We start from the raw sequence: 20486 nt of genomic DNA, 5'->3' as shown, positions 1-20486 counted from the left end.
AATTTATTTTAACAAAAATAAGAAATTGATTTACTTTATTAAATATTAGATTTATGAATTTTATGTTTTTTTCTTATTTAAATACATTATTCATAAATAGTAAATAGTAATTTTGTTATATGACTATCAAATTACTCGCCATAGGCAAAACAGACAATAAAGAACTTCAAGCCTTAATTAACGACTACCAAAAGCGTTTAGGGTTTTATATTAATTTCTCTTTAGACATTATTCCTGATATAAAAAATGTAAAAAATCTAAGCGAAGAACAGCAAAAACAAAAAGAAGGCGAACTTATTTTAAAGAAACTTAATAATACAGATATCTTAATTTTATTGGATGAAAACGGAAAACAATTAGATTCGGTTGGATTTTCAACATACTTACAAAAACATATGAACTCGGGTATTAAACAACTTGTTTTTGTTATTGGAGGTCCTTATGGCTTTTCGGAAGAAATTTATAAAAAATCGAATGGGAAAATATCATTATCTAAAATGACATTTTCCCATCAAATGGTTAGACTATTTATTATCGAACAACTTTATAGAGGATTCACTATTTTAAAAAATGAACCTTATCATCACAGATAATACTTAGAACGTTTTATAAACTTGTTTGCGCTTTTTTAATTGTCGCTCTAAGTCACTAATAGACTCTCTTACAGATATTTCAAAATTACGCTCATTTGAGGTTGCAAAAATTCTAGGTCCAGGCAAACTTAATTCTATATTACAAATTTTACCCGCATCATGCTGATTTTCTTCTTGTTTAAAACGAACCGTTGCATTTATTAAAAATTCATATCTATTAAATAATTTCTCTAATTTATCTTCTGTGAAAGCTGAAAGTGTTTCACTTACATCCACTCCTACATATTCGAAATTTACTGTCATAATCAATACTTTTTTTGGGTTAATAATTCTATCCTAAGATACAAGTTTTAAAATAAATCTAAATAACAAAAATCATAAAATGATTGTATTTTTTTCACTAGAAATTTAATCTGACCTTATTACTTTAAATAATTATAATAGTATTTTTGCTATATATATTCAAATACCTATGGAACTCGTTTTCGCTACAAATAATCTTAATAAACTCAAAGAAGTTCAATCTTTAATACCTAGTCATATTAAACTTTTAAGCTTAAAAGATATAGGTTGCTTTGAAGATATTCCTGAAACTCAAAATACTATTGAAGGTAATGCTATTCAAAAAGCTCAATTTATAAAAGATCATTATGGTTACGATTGTTTTGCAGACGATACTGGTCTTGAAGTTGAATTACTAAATGGTAATCCTGGAGTTTATTCAGCGCGTTATGCAGGTGAAAAACGTGACGCAAACGATAACATGAATTTATTACTCAAAAACTTAAACGGTATTGACAACAGAAATGCTCAATTTAAAACAGTTATTAGTTTAATACTTAATAACAAGCAATATAACTTTACCGGCATTTGCGAAGGCAAAATTACAACTAGCAAACACGGCGAAAAAGGCTTTGGATACGACCCTATTTTTCAACCAAACGGACACAAACAAACATTTGCCGAAATGGATTTAAGTGCAAAAAACAGTATTGGGCATCGTGGTAAGGCAGTGAATCAATTAGTAGAATTTTTAAATTCTTAAATCCTAAAAAAAATCTTAACAAAAACTAGAATCCTGTTGGTTGTTAATTTTCTTTATGCTATTTTTAATTTATGACAGAGGAAGAAATAGAAAAAGAAAACGCAGCCATTACCAAAGCCTACAAAGAGTTATTAAAAGTTAGTTATACAACACTTACTAACGACGATAAGAAACTTATTAGAAAAGCTTTTGATATAGCCTTGGATGGCCATAAAAATCAACGCAGAAAATCTGGCGAAGCTTATATATTTCATCCTATTGCTGTGGCTAAAATTGTTGCACAAGAAATAGGATTAGATGCTACCTCTATAGCATCTGCACTACTTCATGATGTGGTTGAAGACAGTCCTGATTACAACATTGAAGATATTGATAAACTATTCGGAAAAACTGTAGCAACTATTGTTGATGGACTTACTAAAATTTCATCATTAAGCAAAGAAAAAGACATGGATGTGTCTTTACAAGCTGAAAATTTCAGAAAAATGCTACTTACACTTAATGATGATGTACGTGTTATTATTATTAAGATTGCCGATAGACTTCACAATATGCAGACAATGGATGCTATGCGTGCAGATAAGCAAGAAAAAATAGCATCAGAAACCTTATATATATACGCGCCATTAGCACACAGAATTGGTCTTTATAACATAAAAACTGAATTAGAAGATTTAGCCCTAAAATATACCGAGCCAGAGGTTTATTTCGATATTTTAAATAAAACAAAAGAAAGTAAAGAAGAACAAGATAAATACATTGAACAATTTAGTGATGTAATAAAAAATTCTTTAGATAAAGAGCATTTTAACTATACTATAAAAGGACGTCCAAAATCAATTTTTTCAATAAGAAAAAAAATGATGAAGCAAGGTGTCTCTTTTGATGAAGTCTATGATAAATTTGCCATCAGAATTATTTACAAAAGTGATGCTGCCAATGAAAAGTTTTTAGCTTGGAAAATCTACTCTATAGTAACAGATCATTTTAGACCAAACCCAATACGTTTACGCGACTGGATTTCTTCTCCAAAAGGCACAGGGTACGAAGCATTACACATTACTGTAATGGGGCCAAAAGGACGTTGGGTAGAAGTGCAAATACGAAGTGAGCGCATGAACGAAATTGCAGAAAAAGGTTATGCTGCTCATTACAAATACAAACAAGAAAACGAAAAAGAAGATAATTTAGAAGGCTGGATAAACAGGCTACAGGAAGCTCTAGAAAACCCAGAAACAAATGCTGTAGATTTTGTTGAGCAGTTCAAACTCAATTTATATTCAAAAGAAATCTTTGTATTCACACCTGCTGGAGATTTAAAGTCGCTACCAAAAGGAGCAACGTCATTAGATTTTGCTTTTAGCATTCATACCGAAGTTGGTATGAAAACACGCGGCGCTAAAGTAAACGGCAAACTTGTTCCTTTAAGTCATGAACTCAACAGTGGCGACCAAGTAGATATTTTAACTTCCGAAAGTGCCAAACCAAATGCAAACTGGTTAGATTATGCAACAACTGCAAGGGCTAGAGGTAAAATCAAATCTGCTTTAAAAGAAGATAAAAAGCGTATTGGAGAAGAAGGTAAAGAAATTTTAAGAAGAAAATTGAAACAACTTAAAATTTCTTTAAATGAAAACTCTATTAACGAACTTGTTAATTATTTTAAACTTAATACAAGTTTAGACTTATTTTATAGAGTGGGGTTAGGAACCATAGACAATCCCATGATTAAAGATTATGCGTCTTCAAGAAACAATGCTTTAATGAGTTTTATTAAAAATAAAATAACCAGAAAAGCAAATGTTAAAAAAGAAGATTTAGAAAAAGATGAAGTAACCGCTAAGTATGATTCACTAGTATTTGGAAAAGAAGAAGAGAAACTAGATTATAAACTATCAAATTGTTGCAACCCTATTCCAGGCGATGATGTTTTTGGGTTTTTAACAGTAACAGAAGGCATAAAAGTTCATAAAAAAAATTGCCCAAACGCTTTAACTTTACAATCTAACTACGCCTATAGAATTATGCTTGCTAAGTGGGTGGATTCTACTCAGCAAGAATTTGCAGCGCAAATTACTATCACAGGAATAGATCATATAGGATTAGTAAATGATATTACTAAGGTTATTTCTGGAAATATGCACGTGAATATGAAGAGCTTAAGTTTTGATAGTGATGATGGGTTATTTTCAGGAAAAATCAGCGTTGTTGTTAAAAATAAAACGCTTGTAAAAAAGCTTATAGAGAAGCTAAAAAAAATTAATGGTATAGATAAGGTTACTAGAGTGTAAAAAAAGTGTAAATTTGCGACGAAATTATGAATGCAAAGGCAGATACAAAAAATCAAGACATAGTAAAAAGTGTATTTACAAACTTTTTAGAAAATAACGGGCACCGAAAAACACCGGAGCGTTACGCTATACTACAAGAAATTTACAACAGCACAGAGCATTTTGATATAGAATCATTATATCTTAATATGAAAAATAAAAAGTATCGCGTTTCTCGTGCTACTTTATACAATACTATAGAATTACTTCTTGAATGTGGCTTGGTAAGAAAACATCAATTTGGTCAAAATCAAGCACATTACGAAAAATCTTATTTTGATAGACAACACGATCACATCATACTAACCGATACCGGAGAAGTTATTGAGTTCTGTGATCCAAGAATTCAATCTATCAAAAAAACAATCGAAGAAGTTTTCGATATCGAAATTAACAATCATTCACTTTATTTTTACGGAAATAGAAAATCAACCAATTAACTAATTTTACAATGGCAGTAGATTTACTACTAGGATTACAATGGGGAGACGAAGGCAAAGGAAAAATTGTTGACGTACTTACCTCTAACTACAATATTATTGCACGTTTTCAAGGAGGTCCAAATGCAGGACACACTCTTGTATTTAACGGAAAAAAACATGTTTTACACACCATTCCTTCAGGTATTTTTCACGAAGGTAAAACCAACTTAGTAGGTAATGGCGTGGTTATAGACCCTGTTATCTTTAAAGGTGAGTTAGATAAACTTGAAGAGCAAGATGTAGATTATAGAAAATCTTTAGTTATTTCTCGCAAAGCACATATTATTTTACCAACACACCGTTTACTTGATGCAGCTAGTGAAGCTTCTAAAGGAAAAGCTAAAATTGGCTCTACATTAAAAGGTATTGGTCCAACTTATATGGATAAAACGGGTAGAAACGGTATTCGTGTAGGCGATTTAGAATTAAGCGATTGGAAAGAACGCTACAGAGCTTTAGCCGACAAACATGAATCTATGATTGCGTTCTACGATGTAGATATTGAATATAATTTAAAAGAACTTGAAACCGAATTCTTTAAAGCTATAGATGTTTTAAAATCTTTAAAATTCATAGACTCTGAAGAATATGTGTATCAAGCACAAAAATCTGGAAAAACCATTCTTGCAGAAGGTGCTCAAGGTTCTTTATTAGATATAGATTTTGGAACTTATCCTTTTGTAACTTCAAGTAATACTACTGCTGCAGGTGCTTGTACCGGTTTAGGAGTTGCTCCTAACCAAATAGGAGAAGTTTTTGGGATTTTTAAAGCATATACTACACGTGTAGGTTCAGGTCCATTCCCAACCGAATTATTTGATGAAGACGGAGAAACCATGAGTCGTGTTGGTAATGAATTTGGAGCTACTACAGGAAGACCAAGACGTTGTGGCTGGTTAGATTTAGTAGCACTAAAATATGCTTGTCAAGTTAATGGTGTCACCCAATTAATGATGATGAAAGGCGATGTACTTTCTGGTTTTAAAACCTTAAAAGTATGTACAGCTTATAAATACAAAGGCGAAGTTATAGAACACTTCCCTTATAATATTGATCCAGAAAACATTGAACCTATTTACACAGAGGTTTCTGGTTGGCAAGAAGATTTAACAGGCATGTCTGAAGCTTCTCAATTACCTAAATCATTAAATGATTATATTGAGTTTTTAGAAAAAGAATTAGAAATTCCTATTACTATTGTATCTGTTGGACCAGATAGAAAACAGACTATTTTCAGACAGCAATTAGCTTAATATAAAGCTTTAAATATATTAAAAACGCTCCAATTTATTTTTGGAGCGTTTTTTGCTTCAAACTAATACCTATTTAAATCACAAAAAAAAGCCAACAGATAATTAAACATTATTATTATCGTTATTTTTGTCACAAATCTTTTATATTTTGAATAGACTACCATCTATATTTTTTATAATCCTTTTTAGTTTTGTTTCAATAACAAACTTGCAAGCTCAAGAAAAAAAGAAAATTGAAATTCCATATTCTGGCTTTTTAGATTTTGATGAAGTAAAATATCCTGGAGCACAAATTTTTACCCGTGATGATTCCCAGCAGGTTCATATAAAACATGGTAGCATCGATTTATGGTGTGACAGAGCAATTCATTATAGTAAGGAAAAATTTATTGAAGCTTTCGGACATGTAAAAATGATTGAGGGTGATACTATCAATATGACCTCTAAATATATTGAATATAGCGGTAAAACAGAATTAGCATTTGCCAGTGGCGATGTTGTTTTAACAGACCCTAGTTCTACCATTACATCCGATACTTTATATTATGACAAGCTAAAACAACAAACATTCTACAAAAGCGGAGGAACGGTAGTAAAAGACTCATCAGGAACTATTACCAGTAAAATAGGTCGCTATTATATGAATCTTAAAAAGTATCAATTTGTAGAAGATGTAGTTCTTGTAAATAAAGACGCCACTATAAATTCAAACTTTTTTGATTTTTATTCAGATACAGGTCTCGCCTATTTATTTGGTCCTTCAACCATAACTACAGAAACAAGTAAAACCTATTGCGAAAAAGGGTTTTATGATACTGAAAACAAAGTAGGATACGCACTTAAAAACGCAAAAATAGATTACGATGATAGAGAAATTCTTGGAGACAGTTTATACTTTGATAACAACACAAGTTTTGCTTCTGCTTCCAATAATATAAAAGTAACAGATACGATAAACCATAGTATTATAAAAGGGCATTACGCCGAAGTATTTAAAGAAAAAGACTCCCTTTTCATCACTAAAAGAGCTTTAGCAATAACAGTTCAAGAAAACGATTCTATTTATATGCATGCCGATAAAATTATGGTAACAGGTAAACCTGAGCATAGAATCGTAAAAGCATATTATAATGCCAAACTTTATAAGTCGGATATAAGTGCTAAAGCCGATTCTATACACGCCGATCAAAAAACAGGATTAACTCAATTAATTAACTTAGACCGTTTTGATTCTAGTGATGCCTTTTCTACAAAACGCAGACCCATCCTTTGGAATATAAAAAGTCAAATGACAGGCGATACTATTCATTTAATATCGAACCCAAAAACTGAGAAATTAGACTCGCTGTTAGTTTACAATAATGCGTTTATTATAAGTAAAGATACCCTTAGTGAAAATGGGTACAGCCAAATTTATGGCATGCATTTAAAAGGATGGTTTAATGATGAAAACATTTTACGAAAAATAAATATTAACAAAAATGCCGAATCTATTTTTTATGTTAGAAATGATAAAGATGAACTTGTTGGTATAGATAAAGCAAAGTCAGGAAGTATTCATATGCTATTTGAAAATGGAGACATTGAAGAATACAATAGAATAAATCAAATTGATGCAAAAATGTATCCAGAATCTCAATACCCAGAAAAAGAAAAAATACTAAAAGGATTTGACTGGAGAGAAGATGAACGCCCACTAAGTGTTGAAGATTTATTTAAAGATGATGAACCTTTGGTTTTGCCAATAATAGAAGGATTGGACGATTATATTCCTCAAGAAGATTTCTTTGATGAAGAACTACTAAAACGCATTAAAAAAGCTGATATAGAAGCTGAAACTGAAGACGCAACTCCTAAAGACAAAGACAAAACACCAAAAGCCTCTAGAAGCTTGCCTAAAAACATAAAAAACAGAAAGCAAGTCCTTAATTCAAATAAAGTTATAAAAAAAACTAAATGAAGGAAGACTTCTTAAAATATCAAGCTCAAACATCATCTCATCCATTGGCTATGGAAATTTCTCATGCCAAAGGAAGTTATATTTACAACACCAATAACAAAGCATATCTTGATTTTGTTGCGGGAGTTTCTGCTTGTCCGCTAGGTCACAATCATCCCAAAGTAGTTAGCGCCATTAAAGACCAACTAGACAAATATATGCATGTCATGGTTTATGGCGAATATGCTCAAAAACCAGCAGTAGAACTAGCCAAATTATTAGCAAAAAATCTTCCTGAATCATTAAGTAAAACCTATTTAACCAATTCTGGCACCGAAGCTATTGAAGGCGCATTAAAACTAGCTCGTAGAGCAACAGGACGCAGCGAGATTATTGCAGCCAATAAAGCCTATCATGGTAATACTATGGGCTCTTTAAGCATCATGGGGTACGAAGAACGCAAACAAGCCTTTAGACCATTATTACCCGATATTAGATTTATAGAATTCAATAACGAAAAAGATTTACAACATATAACAACAAAAACAGCTTGTGTGATTTTAGAAACCATACAAGGAGGCGCTGGTTTCATTGTTCCTAAAAACAACTATTTAGAAAAAGTTAGAGCACAATGTGATAAAGTTGGAGCACTTTTAATTTTAGATGAAATTCAACCAGGGCTAGGCAGAACAGGAACCCTTTTTGGTTTTCAAAATTATAATTGCATACCAGATATATTAGTTACAGGTAAAGCATTAGGTGGTGGTATGCCCATAGGAGCATTTACGGCTTCAAGTAGTTTGATGGACTTATTAATGAACAATCCTAAATTAGGACATATAACTACATTTGGTGGACACCCAGTGATTGCGGCTTCTGCCTTAGCTACTTTAAAAGAAATTACAAATAGTAAATTAATGCAGCAAGCATTAGAAAAGGAACTACTATTTAGAAAACTTTTAGTACACCCTTTAATTAAAGAAATTAGAGGCATTGGTCTTATGCTAGCCATCATTACACCATCAGAAACCATAACTAATTCATTAGTTTTAAAAAGTCAAGACCAAGGTTTAATCTTATTTTGGTTACTTTTTGAACCTAAAGCAGTAAGAATCACACCACCATTAACGATCTCAAATGAGGAAATAACCAAAGGTTGTTCTATAATTATCGATATTTTAAACAATATTTAACACTAACCAAACACCTTCAACACACTAAAAATCAGAACAGAACACCCCAAAACTTACACTTGTTCATTACTTTGTTAAAAACATTTACCAAATTACCTCTGTAAAATAGAATAGAATCTTAAATTTATTCTGGTAGAAACCTTACAAATGTGCTTATGGAGTTTAGTCATAATGACAATAACAACTTGCCGCTTACTAAGTTTGAATCGATGTTAAAAACAAATCGTATTTTATTCTTCGATTCGGAAGAATTTGAAAACATCATTCATTATTATCTTAATCAAGGTAAAATTGCATTGGCGAAAAAAGCTATAAAACTTGGTTTAGACCAGCACCCTACCTCTATTAATTTAAGGCTTTTCAAAGTAGAAATTTATGTATTTGAAGACAAACTAATTGAAGCAGATACATTGTTAAATGAGCTTTATAGTTTAGACCCTATGAATGAAGAAATTTTTATTCAAAAGGCAAATATATTATCTAAAAAAGACGAACATTTACAAGCTATTGAAGTCTTAAAAACTGCTATAGAGCTTACTGATGATGTTGTTGATTTGTATTCTTTAATAGGAATGGAATATTTATTTCTAGATCAATTTGAAGATGCCAAAATATATTTCATGAAATGCTTAGAGGAAGATACTGAAGACTACTCTGCTCTATATAATATTATTTATTGCTTTGAATTTTTAAATCAGAATGAGGATGCTATAGAATATTTAAATATATTCTTGGACAAAAATCCATATTGCGAAGTGGCATGGCATCAATTAGGCAAACAGTATTTCACTTTAAAAGAATATAAAAAAGCATTAACAGCATTTGATTTTGCAATTATTTCAGACGACACTTTTTTAGGAGCCTATCTCGAGCGTGGTAAAGTTCTTGAGAAATTAAAACGCTATGAAGAAGCTATAGAAAACTATAGTATTACGCTTAAATTAGACGATCCTACTTCATTTGCGTTATTACGAATTGGAAATTGTTATGAGAAATTAAATAATGATGAATTAGCACTTCAATATTATGATAGAACAGTACACGAAGACCCCTTGTTAGACAAAGGTTGGATAGCTATTACTAGATATTATAACAAAAAAAGAATTACCAAAAAGCCTTATACTACATTAATAAAGCGATTAATATTGATAGTGAAAATGTAATATATTGGAAACTATATTCTCATATTAATCAACGTTTAAATTTTTATGAAGAAGCAGAACGTGGATTTAAAAAAACATTAGAATTAGGCAATTATGAATTAAATACTTGGTTGTCTCGAGGTGATTTATTAATTAAATTGGGTGAGCCTGAAGCCGCCAAATATAATTTTGAACAAGCTTTAGAATTTCATCCTGATAATGCTGAAATAGAATACCGCTTAGCAGGGTTATATTTTTCTCTAAACGAAAATGATAAAGGTGCTTTTTATTTAAAAAACGGGTTAAAACATAATGAAGAATATACCTTTATTATTGAAGAACTTTTTCCTGAAGTTTCTAACAAAATACTTGTTAAAAATTTACTAAAAACAAATCTATAATTAATCGTCGTGTTAAAATACATATCTTTGGTTTACTTATAAAAATCAATACATGCAGAGACGCTTAAAAGATTATTTAATTATTTCTCTTAAAGGAATAGCGATGGGTGCGGCAGATGCCGTTCCTGGAGTTTCAGGTGGTACTATAGCTTTTATTTCTGGTATTTATGAAGAATTAATTACTACAATTAGCAACGTAAAACCATCTCTTTTTAAAACCCTTTTTAGTAAAGGCATAAAACCGTTTTGGAACGAAATAAACGGTAATTTTATTTTAGCGCTTTTAGGCGGTATTATTATCAGCTTTGTATCAATTATGAGACTTGCTAAATATTTATTAGAAAATCATCCTGTTTTAATTTGGGCGTTCTTTTTTGGTCTCATTATAGCAAGTATTTATTTTATTGGGAAACAAATAACTAAGTGGAATATAACAGTTATTATTGCATTAGTAATAGGTGGTATTAGTGCTTACTACGTTACATCTCTTCCGGCACTTGCAAGCAACGATAGTTTATTATACTTATTTATAGCTGGATCCATCGCTATCTGTGCTATGATTTTACCAGGAATCTCAGGATCATTTATACTCATTATTCTAGGAGCTTATAAAACCTTAAGTAATGCTCTACATGATTTCGATATAAAAAAAATAGCCATTTTCACTTTGGGTGCCTTAATTGGCTTATTAAGTTTTAGTCATCTTTTAAAATGGCTTTTTAAAAATTATCACAATGTAACTTTAGCAATTCTTACAGGCTTTATTTTTGGCTCTCTTAATAAAGTTTGGCCATGGAAAAAAACATTGACTTCATATACAAATTCAAAAGGCATTAAAATACCCTTATTACAAGAAAGCATATCTCCTTTTTCTTTTAATGGCGATAATCAAATCGTTTTTGCTGTTGCTTTAATGATTATTGGATTTTTAACTATTTTTATATTAGAAAGATTAGGCACCAAAAAACAGTAATGCAAGAAACTAGAACATTAACCGACAAACTTTTTCTTATTCTAAAAGGATTAGGCATGGGAGCTGCTAATAAAGTTCCTGGCGTATCTGGTGGTGTTGTTGCTTTTGTTGCTGGTTTTTATGAAGAGTTTATTTATTCGTTAAAAAAGGTTAACGGTAAAGCTTTTATGTTACTTATCAATGGACGTTTTAAAAGCTTTTTCAATTATGTAAACGGACGCTTTTTAGGGTTGCTTTTCCTAGGAATGATAATAAGTTACTTTAGTGTTTCTAAAGTTTTAGATTATCTTATAATGCATTATGAACTTTATGTTTGGAGTGTGTTTTTCGGAATGATTATAGGCTCCATTTATTATATTAATAAAGATTTTAAAGATTGGAATTATAAAACATACACATCACTAGCTATTGGAATTATTTTAGGTTTAAGTATCAGCTTTTTAAATCCAGCAAAAGAAAACGACAATCTCTGGTTTGTATTCTTTTGTGGTATTATTAGTGTTTCTGGTATGACACTCCCAGGCTTTTCCGGTTCATTTATACTCATTATTTTAGGAAATTATGTGCTTCTTTTGGTAGATTCAGTAAACGCATTATACGATACAAGCTATGAAATTCTGGGAGGGGATTTCAGCTTTATTGAAAATATAGAACGCTTAAGAATGCTAAAAGTTTTAATTGCATTTACATTAGGTTCAGTAACAGGCTTAGTTACTTTTTCTCATGCACTAAGCTATATTTTAAAACATTACAAAAGTATTACACTTTCTGCTATTATTGGTTTTATAGTTGGTTCTCTGGGTGTCGTCTGGCCATGGAAAAAAACTATTTTTAAAATACATGAAAACGGTGGTTTTTTACTGGATTCAACTGGAACAAAAATTATACAAAATTATAAACGCTACATCCCTGAATTTAACACAGAAACGTATTATGCCATTGCTTTTATTTTTTTAGGAATAGCTGTTGTTTTAGCATTAGAAATTTACGGGCAAAAAACGAGAATAAACAAATGAACAAATTAGGACTTTTAGGTAAAAACATATCATATTCATTTTCAAGATCATATTTTAAAGAAAAGTTTAAAAATGAAAATATTGAAAACACGACATATGAGAATTTTGATATAGAAACTATCAATTTATTCCCTTCAATTATAAAAGACACACCAAATTTAAAAGGTTTAAATGTTACCATTCCGTATAAACAAGACGTGATGCCTTTTTTAAATAAGATAAATAAAAAAGCAAAAGCGATAGGCGCTGTTAACACGATAAAAATAACAAAAAAAGGAAAACTAATTGGTTACAATACAGACTGCTACGGGTTTTCAAAATCTATAGAACCACTTTTAAAGCCGCATCATAAAAAAGCTTTAATATTAGGTACTGGTGGCGCTAGTAAAGCCATAGCCTACAGCTTAAACAAACTTGGTATTGAGTACAAATATGTTTCAAGAAAACAATCTGAAGGCATTAGTTATACCTATAACACACTAACAGAAACCGTTATTAAAGAACACCAAATAATAATAAATTGTACCCCCTTGGGTACCTTTCCAAACATTGACAATTGCCCTGATATTCCATATAGCGCTATTACAACCCAACACATTTTATTCGATTTAATTTATAACCCTGAAGAAACTAAGTTTCTTAAATTAGGAAAAGAACATGGTGCAGTAACCGAAAACGGTTTAAACATGTTAAAATTACAGGCTGAGAAAGCTTGGTCCATTTGGAACTTAGAATAAATCAAACTTTTATTTTATTAAAAGCCTCGCTTCTCTTTTGTAAATAGTATACTTGTTAGTATCTTTAATGCGAAAGTAATTTGATGAACCTAAACATTTTTAAAATGTCTGACAGTAACGAACAACAAAAAGTAGAAGAAACAAAAAACAGTACAAGTGAGTTAAACAATGATAACTTAACTCATAATTCTTCATTAGAGACAGAAGAAATTCAAGACGTAAAATCTGAAGTTAATAATGCAACTATTGTTGATGAAGATGCTATTGCAGAAAGCCATCAAGATACTGAAGCCCCTATAAAAGAAGAAGAAAAACCTAATAGAGAAGAGACTTCTAATGTAAAGGTCTCAGATTCTGAAGATGAAAAAGTGATTAATGAAATTGAAGAATCTAACGCTGAAGATGCCGAAGATGAAGGCAACAAAGAACGACATACCATTGAAGTAAAAGAGTATGATAACATGTCGTTAGAAGCACTTGCCATAGAATTAGAAATACTACTTAAAAACGAAAAAGTTCAAGCCATAAAATCTCATGTTGATGGTATTAATAATGAATTTAAAAATAAGTTTCAAGCACTATTAGACGAGAAAAAAGAAGAATTTTTAAATGACGGAGGTAACGAAATTGATTTTTATTACTCATCTCCTGTTCAAAAAAGATTTAAAGTAGCATATAAAGAATATAGAACAAAGCTTAACGATCATTATAAAAGTTTAGAAAAAAATCTAAAACAAAACTTAGCTGATAAACTTGAAATTATAGAAGAACTTAAAGGTCTTATCAACCTTGAAGAAAACATAAACACAACCTATAAACACTTTAAAGAGTTACAGGAGCGTTGGAGAAATACAGGTCCTATTCCCAGAGACAAATACAATAATGCTTGGAATAGTTACCACCACCATGTAGAAATGTTTTACGACTTTTTACATTTAAATAGAGATTTACGCGATTTAGATTTCAAACATAATTTAGAGAAAAAAACAAAGATTATAGAACGTGCTGAAGAATTAGCTAAAGACGATAATGTAATGCGTTCTTTTAGAGAATTACAAGAACTTCATAAAATGTGGAAAGAAGAACTTGGTCCTGTTGGAAGAGAACATAGAGAAGAAATATGGGATCGTTTTAAAGCTGCTACGAAAATAATTAATGATAAACGTCAAGAATATTATCAAGAAATAGATAAAGTTTATGAAAAAAACCTTGAGTATAAACTAGAAATAATAACAAGTATAGTTAGTTTAAATGCCCAAGAAACAAATTCTCATGGCGGTTGGCAAAATAAAATTAAAGCTGTTGAAGAACTTAGAAATAAGTTTTTTAATGCTGGTAAAGTTCCTATAAAAGTAAATGAAGCTACTTGGGCTAAGTTTAAAGATGCCGTTAGAGTTTTTAACAGACAAAAGAATAGTTTTTATAAAGGACTTAAAAAAGACCAATACACAAATCTTCAGAAAAAACTAGAACTTATAAAAATAGCTGAAGATAATAAAGACAGTGATGATTTTGAAGTTACCACTGCTTTAATGAAAAAAATACAAAGTGATTGGAAAAAAATCGGACATGTACCTCGTAAGGATAGTGATAAAATATGGAAGCAATTTAAAAGCGCTTGCAATGCCTATTTTGATAAATTACATGCCCAAAAGAATGCTGCAAACGAAGTAGAAATAGAGGCATTCAATAAAAAATCGACCCTTATTGAAACTCTTAAAGAATTAAAACCTTCAGGTGATAAAGACAAAGATATAGAGGTTATAAAAGCACAAATTAACAACTGGAAAGCTTTAGGTAGAGTCCCTAATGACAAACGTTATATTGAAGGTAAATTTCAAAAAACAATAGACAGTTTATTATCTAATTTAAAAATGGAAAAAAATGAAGTTGAAATGATTAAGTTTGAAAACAAACTTAACAACATTAATACTTCTGAAGACAATAGAAATTTAGACAATGAGCGTTCTTTTATTCGCAAAAAAATAGATGAAGTTAAAAGTCAGATAAATCAATTGGAAAATAATTTACAATTTTTCACCAATGTAAATGATGACAACCCGCTTGTAAAAGAAGTACATAGTAACATAAAAAACCACAAAGAATCTTTGGAACTATGGAAAAGTAAGTTAAAAAAAATAAAAGAACATTATTAATTATTTAGTATATAAACAAAAACAGCTTGGTAATTACCAAGCTGTTTTTGTTTATAATTCAATCTATCCTACCTAATTAAGCTAAAATGCCCTCGGTGTATTCTAGTTTCTCCAGTAACTTCAACTAATTCTGCCAAAAACCAATAATCTGAATCGGGTAATAATTCGCCATTAAAAGTCCCATCCCAAGCACCACTTTTAGAGGTTAACTGTTTAATTAATTTACCATAGCGATTATAAATACTCACTTTAGAAGCATTAGTATAATCTGTACCCAATCCTTTTATTTGCCATGTATCATTGGTGCCGTCATTATTTGGTGTGAAAAATTTAGGAAAACCAAGTACAAAAACTTCTATTGATGCTATCCCACATCCATTTTTATCTTTTACATATACCGTATGCGACCCAGCTCCAACATATTGAAAAACAGGCTCATCTTGATAGGGTCCATTACTATTATCTAAAGAAAATTCATAATCACCGATACCTAAATTATTATTAGCATTATTTATTTTAATACTATTGTTAGCTGTAAGCTCTACAATAGATATATCTTCAGAACTTATTGTAGCAATAGCAGATTCTACTACTGAAAATGATACAGGAAAAGATTCACAACCAAAATTAGAAAATGCAATAACTGTATATTCCCCACCTGAAAGCACTTCAGCATATGGCAAATTACTAACAACTTGCCCACTTTCATCTTTCCATTGATAAGTGTAATTTCCTTTAGGGTTAAATGTTGTAAGGGTAATTGGATTATTATCTAAACAGTAAATGGCAGAATTATCTACTTCAAATTCTGGTCTAGGATGCACGGTTAATAATAAATGTGGTCCTATTCCAAAACACTCACCATTATCTTCACTCTCTACACGTACAAATAATACTTCAGAAAATGGATTGTCGTTTATATAATTCGTTTTAGTTAGAATTTCATTTTGTTCCAATTGTGCTTCATTTCTTGTTTTATAATAATGAACACTTAAATTTTGAGGAGGAAATTGGTTTAAAAATATGTTATCGGCCTGAGTTAAATCAAAGGTATACTTTCCATCTATAACATCATCTTCATCACAAACATCTAATTCTTCAACTAACCCCTGTGGAAACGCTGTTGCAGAAACTTGTAAATTAACTGTTGAAACACGATAACAACCATAACTATTTTCGACACGTGCAAAAACTTTATTTCCGTCTATATTATTATATATAGAACCACTAATTTCATTATCATTATTCCCTATACTAGCATTATTTAACGACTTATAATACGTAAAGTTCAAATTAGATGAATTATTGTTAGATATAACATCATTGGCTTCTGCTAAATTAAAATCAGTAAATCCATCGGCAATTCCATCTTCATCACAATTTTTGAATACTATTGATGATTGAATTACTGGTAATGCTATGACTTTTATTTCAAAAGAAGTTTCTGTAAAACAAGAATTATTAAGGTTATTTATAATTCTAACATATATAATTTGACCATCTTTAATAGTGTTTCTATAAGCATTAGAGGGTGTAGCAATTGGAATACTATAAGCTAAATCAGAAAAATAATTAAAAGTAAAGTTTGAAGCAGATTTTCCATTTAATAAAACAGTTTCATTTGTTGTTAAATCAAACAGTGTAAAACCATTTGTATCGTCACTATCATCCATTGTATCGCATTCGTACAAAACAGGAATAAATGAAGATTGAGGTATAACAACCGTTTCGTCAATTACCACATTAACTGGCAATCGAGACAGGCTTTCACAACTATTTAGTGTCTGTGATGCATAATATGTCGTATTTGTTGTTAATGGAATCGTATTATCTAACGGAGTTCCTCCAGTAGCAGCAGCATACCATAAAACTAAATTTCCAGTAATAGCTAAGTTAGAAATAGTAGCATTTTCAATGTCACAAAAACGTTGATTCGCTACCGCAGTAGGTAAAGGTATTTTTTGAACTGTAAGTGTAACGGCAGTTCTTGTTAGGGTTGTACATCCATTTAATGTGGCATCCACATAATAAGTGGTAGTGGTATTTAAAACAGGTGTTGTATATGTTGTACCTTTTACAATAGGATCTCCTCCTGTTGGTGTTGTATACCAATTTATTATTCCTGCTGATGCAGTAGCAGATAAAGTTCCTGAACCAGACTCACAAACTAAATCACCAACTACTGAATCTATACTCGGTATTTGCTTTACAGTTGCAATTACAGGTCTTCTAACACCTTCATAACAGCCATTAAATGAAGCTAAAGCATAATAAGTAGTTGTAGTAGTTAAATTAGGTATTGTATATGTTGTACCTTTTACAATAGGATCTCCTCCTGTTGGAGTATCAAACCATAATACATCTGCACCTCCCGATGCCGTAGCTTCTAAAGTTATTGCACCACTACCACAAATTGAAGATGGCTTAGTACTAACAATAGACGTTGTATAAATACTTGAACTTGTAGCTATATTCAAAGGAATTTCTTCTGGCATTCCACCATATTCTACAATATAACCTTTAGGGTTATAAGGTCCTGGCCCATCTCCCCCTACTCTTAAATCATTCCATGCGCCTCTAGTACCAATTGTAGGATCTGTTACATGTAAATAGTCTTCGCCAACTCCTCCCCATGCATTATCAGGCTGATTAATATTCCAATTGGCATAAGTTGGTGTTGACCCATTATTTCCTCCATTCCAAAAAACCTCATCAGCTTCTGGTCCTGTAACCCATTTCCAAACACCTTCAGCACCTTCATCTGTTGCCCCAAGCCATCCAGCTCCAGCAGCTTGTTCTCCACTTAACTGAGCCTCATCAGCAGATGTAATAGTTGCTAAATAACCTTGTAAACCAAAATATGTTAAACTCTCTGCAGCCACTCTAGCGTCTGTCCAAGTTATACCCAAATCTGGCACATATTCATAATAATGCCCTGTTGAAGGTAAATAATTAGCATCACCTATAGTAATTGAAAATGTTTTATTAGTTGGATTATTACTGGTGCTTTTAAAAACAATGTCTTTAATTGCTGCAATAAAATCATCATAACTTACGGGTGCTGATGCAACTCCGCTTAAAGTAAGTTTTCCTTCTAATGAGCTCCAAGATGTCACAATATTTGAATGGGTACCTAAAAGTGTTAATGTATCTTGACTTGAAATATATCCTGTAGAAATTTGAATATAAAAAGCCTCAATTTCAGTATCATCAGGGTCAACAACAGTAAAATCAGTGACAATATTAATTTCAGATTTAGGACAATATGGTTGATTTCCTATTGCAGTTAATGTAGGAGCTTCATTTTGAGACCAACAAAAATTTGTGGAAAATATAAAAAACACAATATAAAATATCGTGTAGATTGCTTTCTTGTACATAAAATTACATGCTAAATATTTATATAAATAAAACAAATATTTCTTAGATATTTAGCATGTTATAAATCTTTAAGATAAAGAAACCCTAATAAACGATAAAAGGCTCTTTAGTTTCTTCACTAAAAACACCATTTGTACTAAGATTATTTCTCTTAATGTTTTTATTAAAGAGATACTTTTGTACCTACCGATTTTCCTTCTATAATATCAATAATAGTATTATCCTTTTTTCCATTCGCTATAAAAGTTGGGATATTTTTAGCAGCTGCTTGTTGTGCATAATCTAATTTTGATCCCATACCGCCTCTACCTTCACCTTCAGCTTTATTGTTGTCTTGAATATATTTATCTAAATCTTCATCTGGATTAACATTTTTTATTAAATCACTACTATCTTCTTCTGGGTGGCCTGTATAAAGACCATCAATATCTGTTAAAATAATAAGTTTATCAGCATCTAAAAGTTGAGCAATTAAACTTGCAAGCTCATCATTATCAGAAAACATAGACATAGTCACTGATACGGCATCATCTTCATTAGCAATAGGAACAATACCTTCTGACAATAAACCTTCACAACAATTAATCATATTTTGCCTGTGGATACCTGGGCTAAAATCTCGCTTTGTAGGCAATACTTGCGCACACTTCATTCCAAAATCTTGAAAAATATTATAATAAAGCCGCATCATTCTTGGTTGCCCTATCGCAGAATACACTTGTCGTTTTTGAGTTCTATCCTTAATTTTCGATTTTCCTAATACCTCCTTACCTGCTATCACAGAACCCGAAGACACTAAAATAGTCATGATACCCCTTTCGTAAAGCTCAGCTATTTGTCTTACAAGTTCTCTTAAAACAGGTCTAACAATTCTATTATCTTTGTTGGTCATTACATTGGTCCCAACTTTAACAACTATTTTTTCTTTATACATTTTAATATTCTTTACCTAATTCTACTGCACGACTAAATGCAGCAAAAGCAGCTTCTTTTATTAATTCATTTACATTATTGTCTTCCATAGAATCTAACGCCGCACGTGTAGTACCGCCCTTTGATGCTACTTTTTCCATCCATGAATTGGGCGATAAATTAGATTGATTAAATAGCTCTACAGCACCTGTAAAAGTTTGACTTACTAAAACGGTTGAATCGTTTTTTGAAAATCCCATTTGCAATGCAGCTTCCATCATACTTTGCATAAAATAGAATACATAAGCTGGTCCACTACCTGAAATTCCTGTAGAGGCATCAATAAAGTTTTCGTTTGATACGCGCATAGATTTGCCTGTTGTGTCTAATAAACTTTCAACAGTTAGCATTTCTATTCTTGAGATCTCGGGAGAAGTAACATATGATGTTAATCCTTTTCCTATTTGAGCAGGCAAATTAGGCATAGCTCTAACTACTTTATTTAGACCTGTAATCTCTTTTATTGAAGCTATAGAAACACCTGCCATTATAGATACAATTATTTGTTCAGGCTTTACTAATGTTTTAATAGCCTTAAATACACCAACGGCATGGTAAGGTTTTACCGCTATAAAAATAATATCGGCATTAGGAACGCAGTCATCTAATTCTTTAAATGCATCAAAATGTGATATTTGATTTAGCTCTTCTAATTTTTCATCAGATTTATCTAAAACCATGATGTTTCGCTTTTTCAAAAGTCTGGATTTCGACATTCCTTCGGCATAGGTAAGCCCCATGTTACCCGCACCAATTACTAGTACTTTCATTTAATATATATTATTTGATTAATTTTAATTATTGACATTTTTATTAAACGAAGAGCATACAATCACTACTATCTTTAACCTCTCCATAATAAGTTTCACGGTA

15 protein-coding genes and 1 pseudogene are annotated in these 20486 nt (G+C 31.1%); 12 read left to right on the top strand and 4 right to left on the bottom strand.

Annotated features, from left to right (window positions below):
* Positions 1–119 precede the first annotated feature (119 nt).
* Positions 120–593, top strand: a complete 474-nt coding sequence (gene rlmH, locus RHP49_13185) for a 23S rRNA (pseudouridine(1915)-N(3))-methyltransferase RlmH (protein WNH11849.1) — start codon at positions 120–122, stop codon at positions 591–593.
* A 3-nt stretch (positions 594–596) separates the two neighbouring features.
* Here rlmH and RHP49_13180 read toward each other — a convergent pair whose 3' ends face one another.
* Positions 597–896, bottom strand: coding sequence for an HPF/RaiA family ribosome-associated protein (locus RHP49_13180; GenBank protein ID WNH11848.1), 300 nt, complete (start codon positions 894–896; stop codon positions 597–599).
* A gap of 169 nt (positions 897–1065) precedes the next feature.
* On the opposite strand from RHP49_13180, the gene RHP49_13175 reads away from it, so the two are divergent.
* The 11 genes and pseudogenes from RHP49_13175 to RHP49_13125 all read left to right on the top strand — a co-directional run bounded on the left by RHP49_13175 (position 1066) and on the right by RHP49_13125 (position 15260).
* Positions 1066–1638 carry a non-canonical purine NTP diphosphatase gene (locus RHP49_13175; GenBank protein ID WNH11847.1) on the top strand — a complete coding sequence of 191 codons (573 nt, stop codon included), beginning with the start codon at positions 1066–1068 and terminating at the stop codon, positions 1636–1638.
* Positions 1639–1709: 71 nt separating this feature from the next.
* Complete coding sequence (locus RHP49_13170; GenBank protein ID WNH11846.1) at positions 1710–3929, top strand: RelA/SpoT family protein; 2220 nt, start codon at positions 1710–1712, stop codon at positions 3927–3929.
* A gap of 26 nt (positions 3930–3955) precedes the next feature.
* Positions 3956–4408, top strand: a complete 453-nt coding sequence (locus tag RHP49_13165; protein ID WNH11845.1) for a transcriptional repressor — start codon at positions 3956–3958, stop codon at positions 4406–4408.
* 11 nt (positions 4409–4419) lie between these two features.
* Positions 4420–5703, top strand: coding sequence for an adenylosuccinate synthase (locus RHP49_13160; GenBank protein WNH11844.1), 1284 nt, complete (start codon positions 4420–4422; stop codon positions 5701–5703).
* Positions 5704–5851: 148 nt separating this feature from the next.
* Positions 5852–7663 carry an OstA-like protein gene (locus RHP49_13155; GenBank protein WNH11843.1) on the top strand — a complete coding sequence of 604 codons (1812 nt, stop codon included), beginning with the start codon at positions 5852–5854 and terminating at the stop codon, positions 7661–7663.
* Complete coding sequence (locus RHP49_13150) at positions 7660–8835, top strand: aspartate aminotransferase family protein (protein ID WNH11842.1); 1176 nt, start codon at positions 7660–7662, stop codon at positions 8833–8835. Before RHP49_13155 ends, RHP49_13150 begins: the two co-directional genes overlap by 4 nt.
* Positions 8836–8990: 155 nt before the next feature.
* Positions 8991–10378, top strand: a pseudogene (locus RHP49_13145) (tetratricopeptide repeat protein).
* Positions 10379–10430: 52 nt separating this feature from the next.
* Positions 10431–11351: a DUF368 domain-containing protein gene (locus RHP49_13140; protein WNH11841.1), complete on the top strand. Its 921-nt coding sequence runs from the start codon at positions 10431–10433 to the stop codon at positions 11349–11351.
* On the top strand, positions 11351–12367 hold the full coding sequence (locus RHP49_13135; GenBank protein WNH11840.1) for a DUF368 domain-containing protein: 1017 nt from the start codon (positions 11351–11353) through the stop codon (positions 12365–12367). The genes RHP49_13140 and RHP49_13135 overlap by 1 nt, the downstream gene beginning before the upstream one ends.
* Complete coding sequence (locus RHP49_13130) at positions 12364–13104, top strand: shikimate dehydrogenase (protein WNH11839.1); 741 nt, start codon at positions 12364–12366, stop codon at positions 13102–13104. Before RHP49_13135 ends, RHP49_13130 begins: the two co-directional genes overlap by 4 nt.
* Before the next feature lie 104 nt (positions 13105–13208).
* Complete coding sequence (locus RHP49_13125) at positions 13209–15260, top strand: DUF349 domain-containing protein (protein ID WNH11838.1); 2052 nt, start codon at positions 13209–13211, stop codon at positions 15258–15260.
* A gap of 68 nt (positions 15261–15328) precedes the next feature.
* On the opposite strand, the gene RHP49_13120 is transcribed toward RHP49_13125, so the two are convergent.
* From RHP49_13120 to proC, 3 genes are all read right to left on the bottom strand, one after another.
* Positions 15329–18640, bottom strand: a complete 3312-nt coding sequence (locus tag RHP49_13120; protein ID WNH11837.1) for a T9SS type B sorting domain-containing protein — start codon at positions 18638–18640, stop codon at positions 15329–15331.
* A gap of 164 nt (positions 18641–18804) precedes the next feature.
* Complete coding sequence (proB, locus tag RHP49_13115; protein ID WNH11836.1) at positions 18805–19575, bottom strand: glutamate 5-kinase; 771 nt, start codon at positions 19573–19575, stop codon at positions 18805–18807.
* A 1-nt stretch (position 19576) separates the two neighbouring features.
* A complete protein-coding gene (gene proC, locus RHP49_13110) occupies positions 19577–20383 on the bottom strand; it encodes a pyrroline-5-carboxylate reductase (GenBank protein ID WNH11835.1) in 807 nt (268 codons plus the stop codon).
* Positions 20384–20486: the final 103 nt, after the last annotated feature.

It is taken from the genome of Flavobacteriaceae bacterium HL-DH10, from assembly GCA_031826515.1.
GTDB classification, from domain to species: Bacteria; Bacteroidota; Bacteroidia; order Flavobacteriales; family Flavobacteriaceae; genus Thalassobellus; species Thalassobellus suaedae.
Note: the sequence above shows the minus strand (reverse complement) of the source record. Positions and strands in the feature narration are given on the sequence as shown.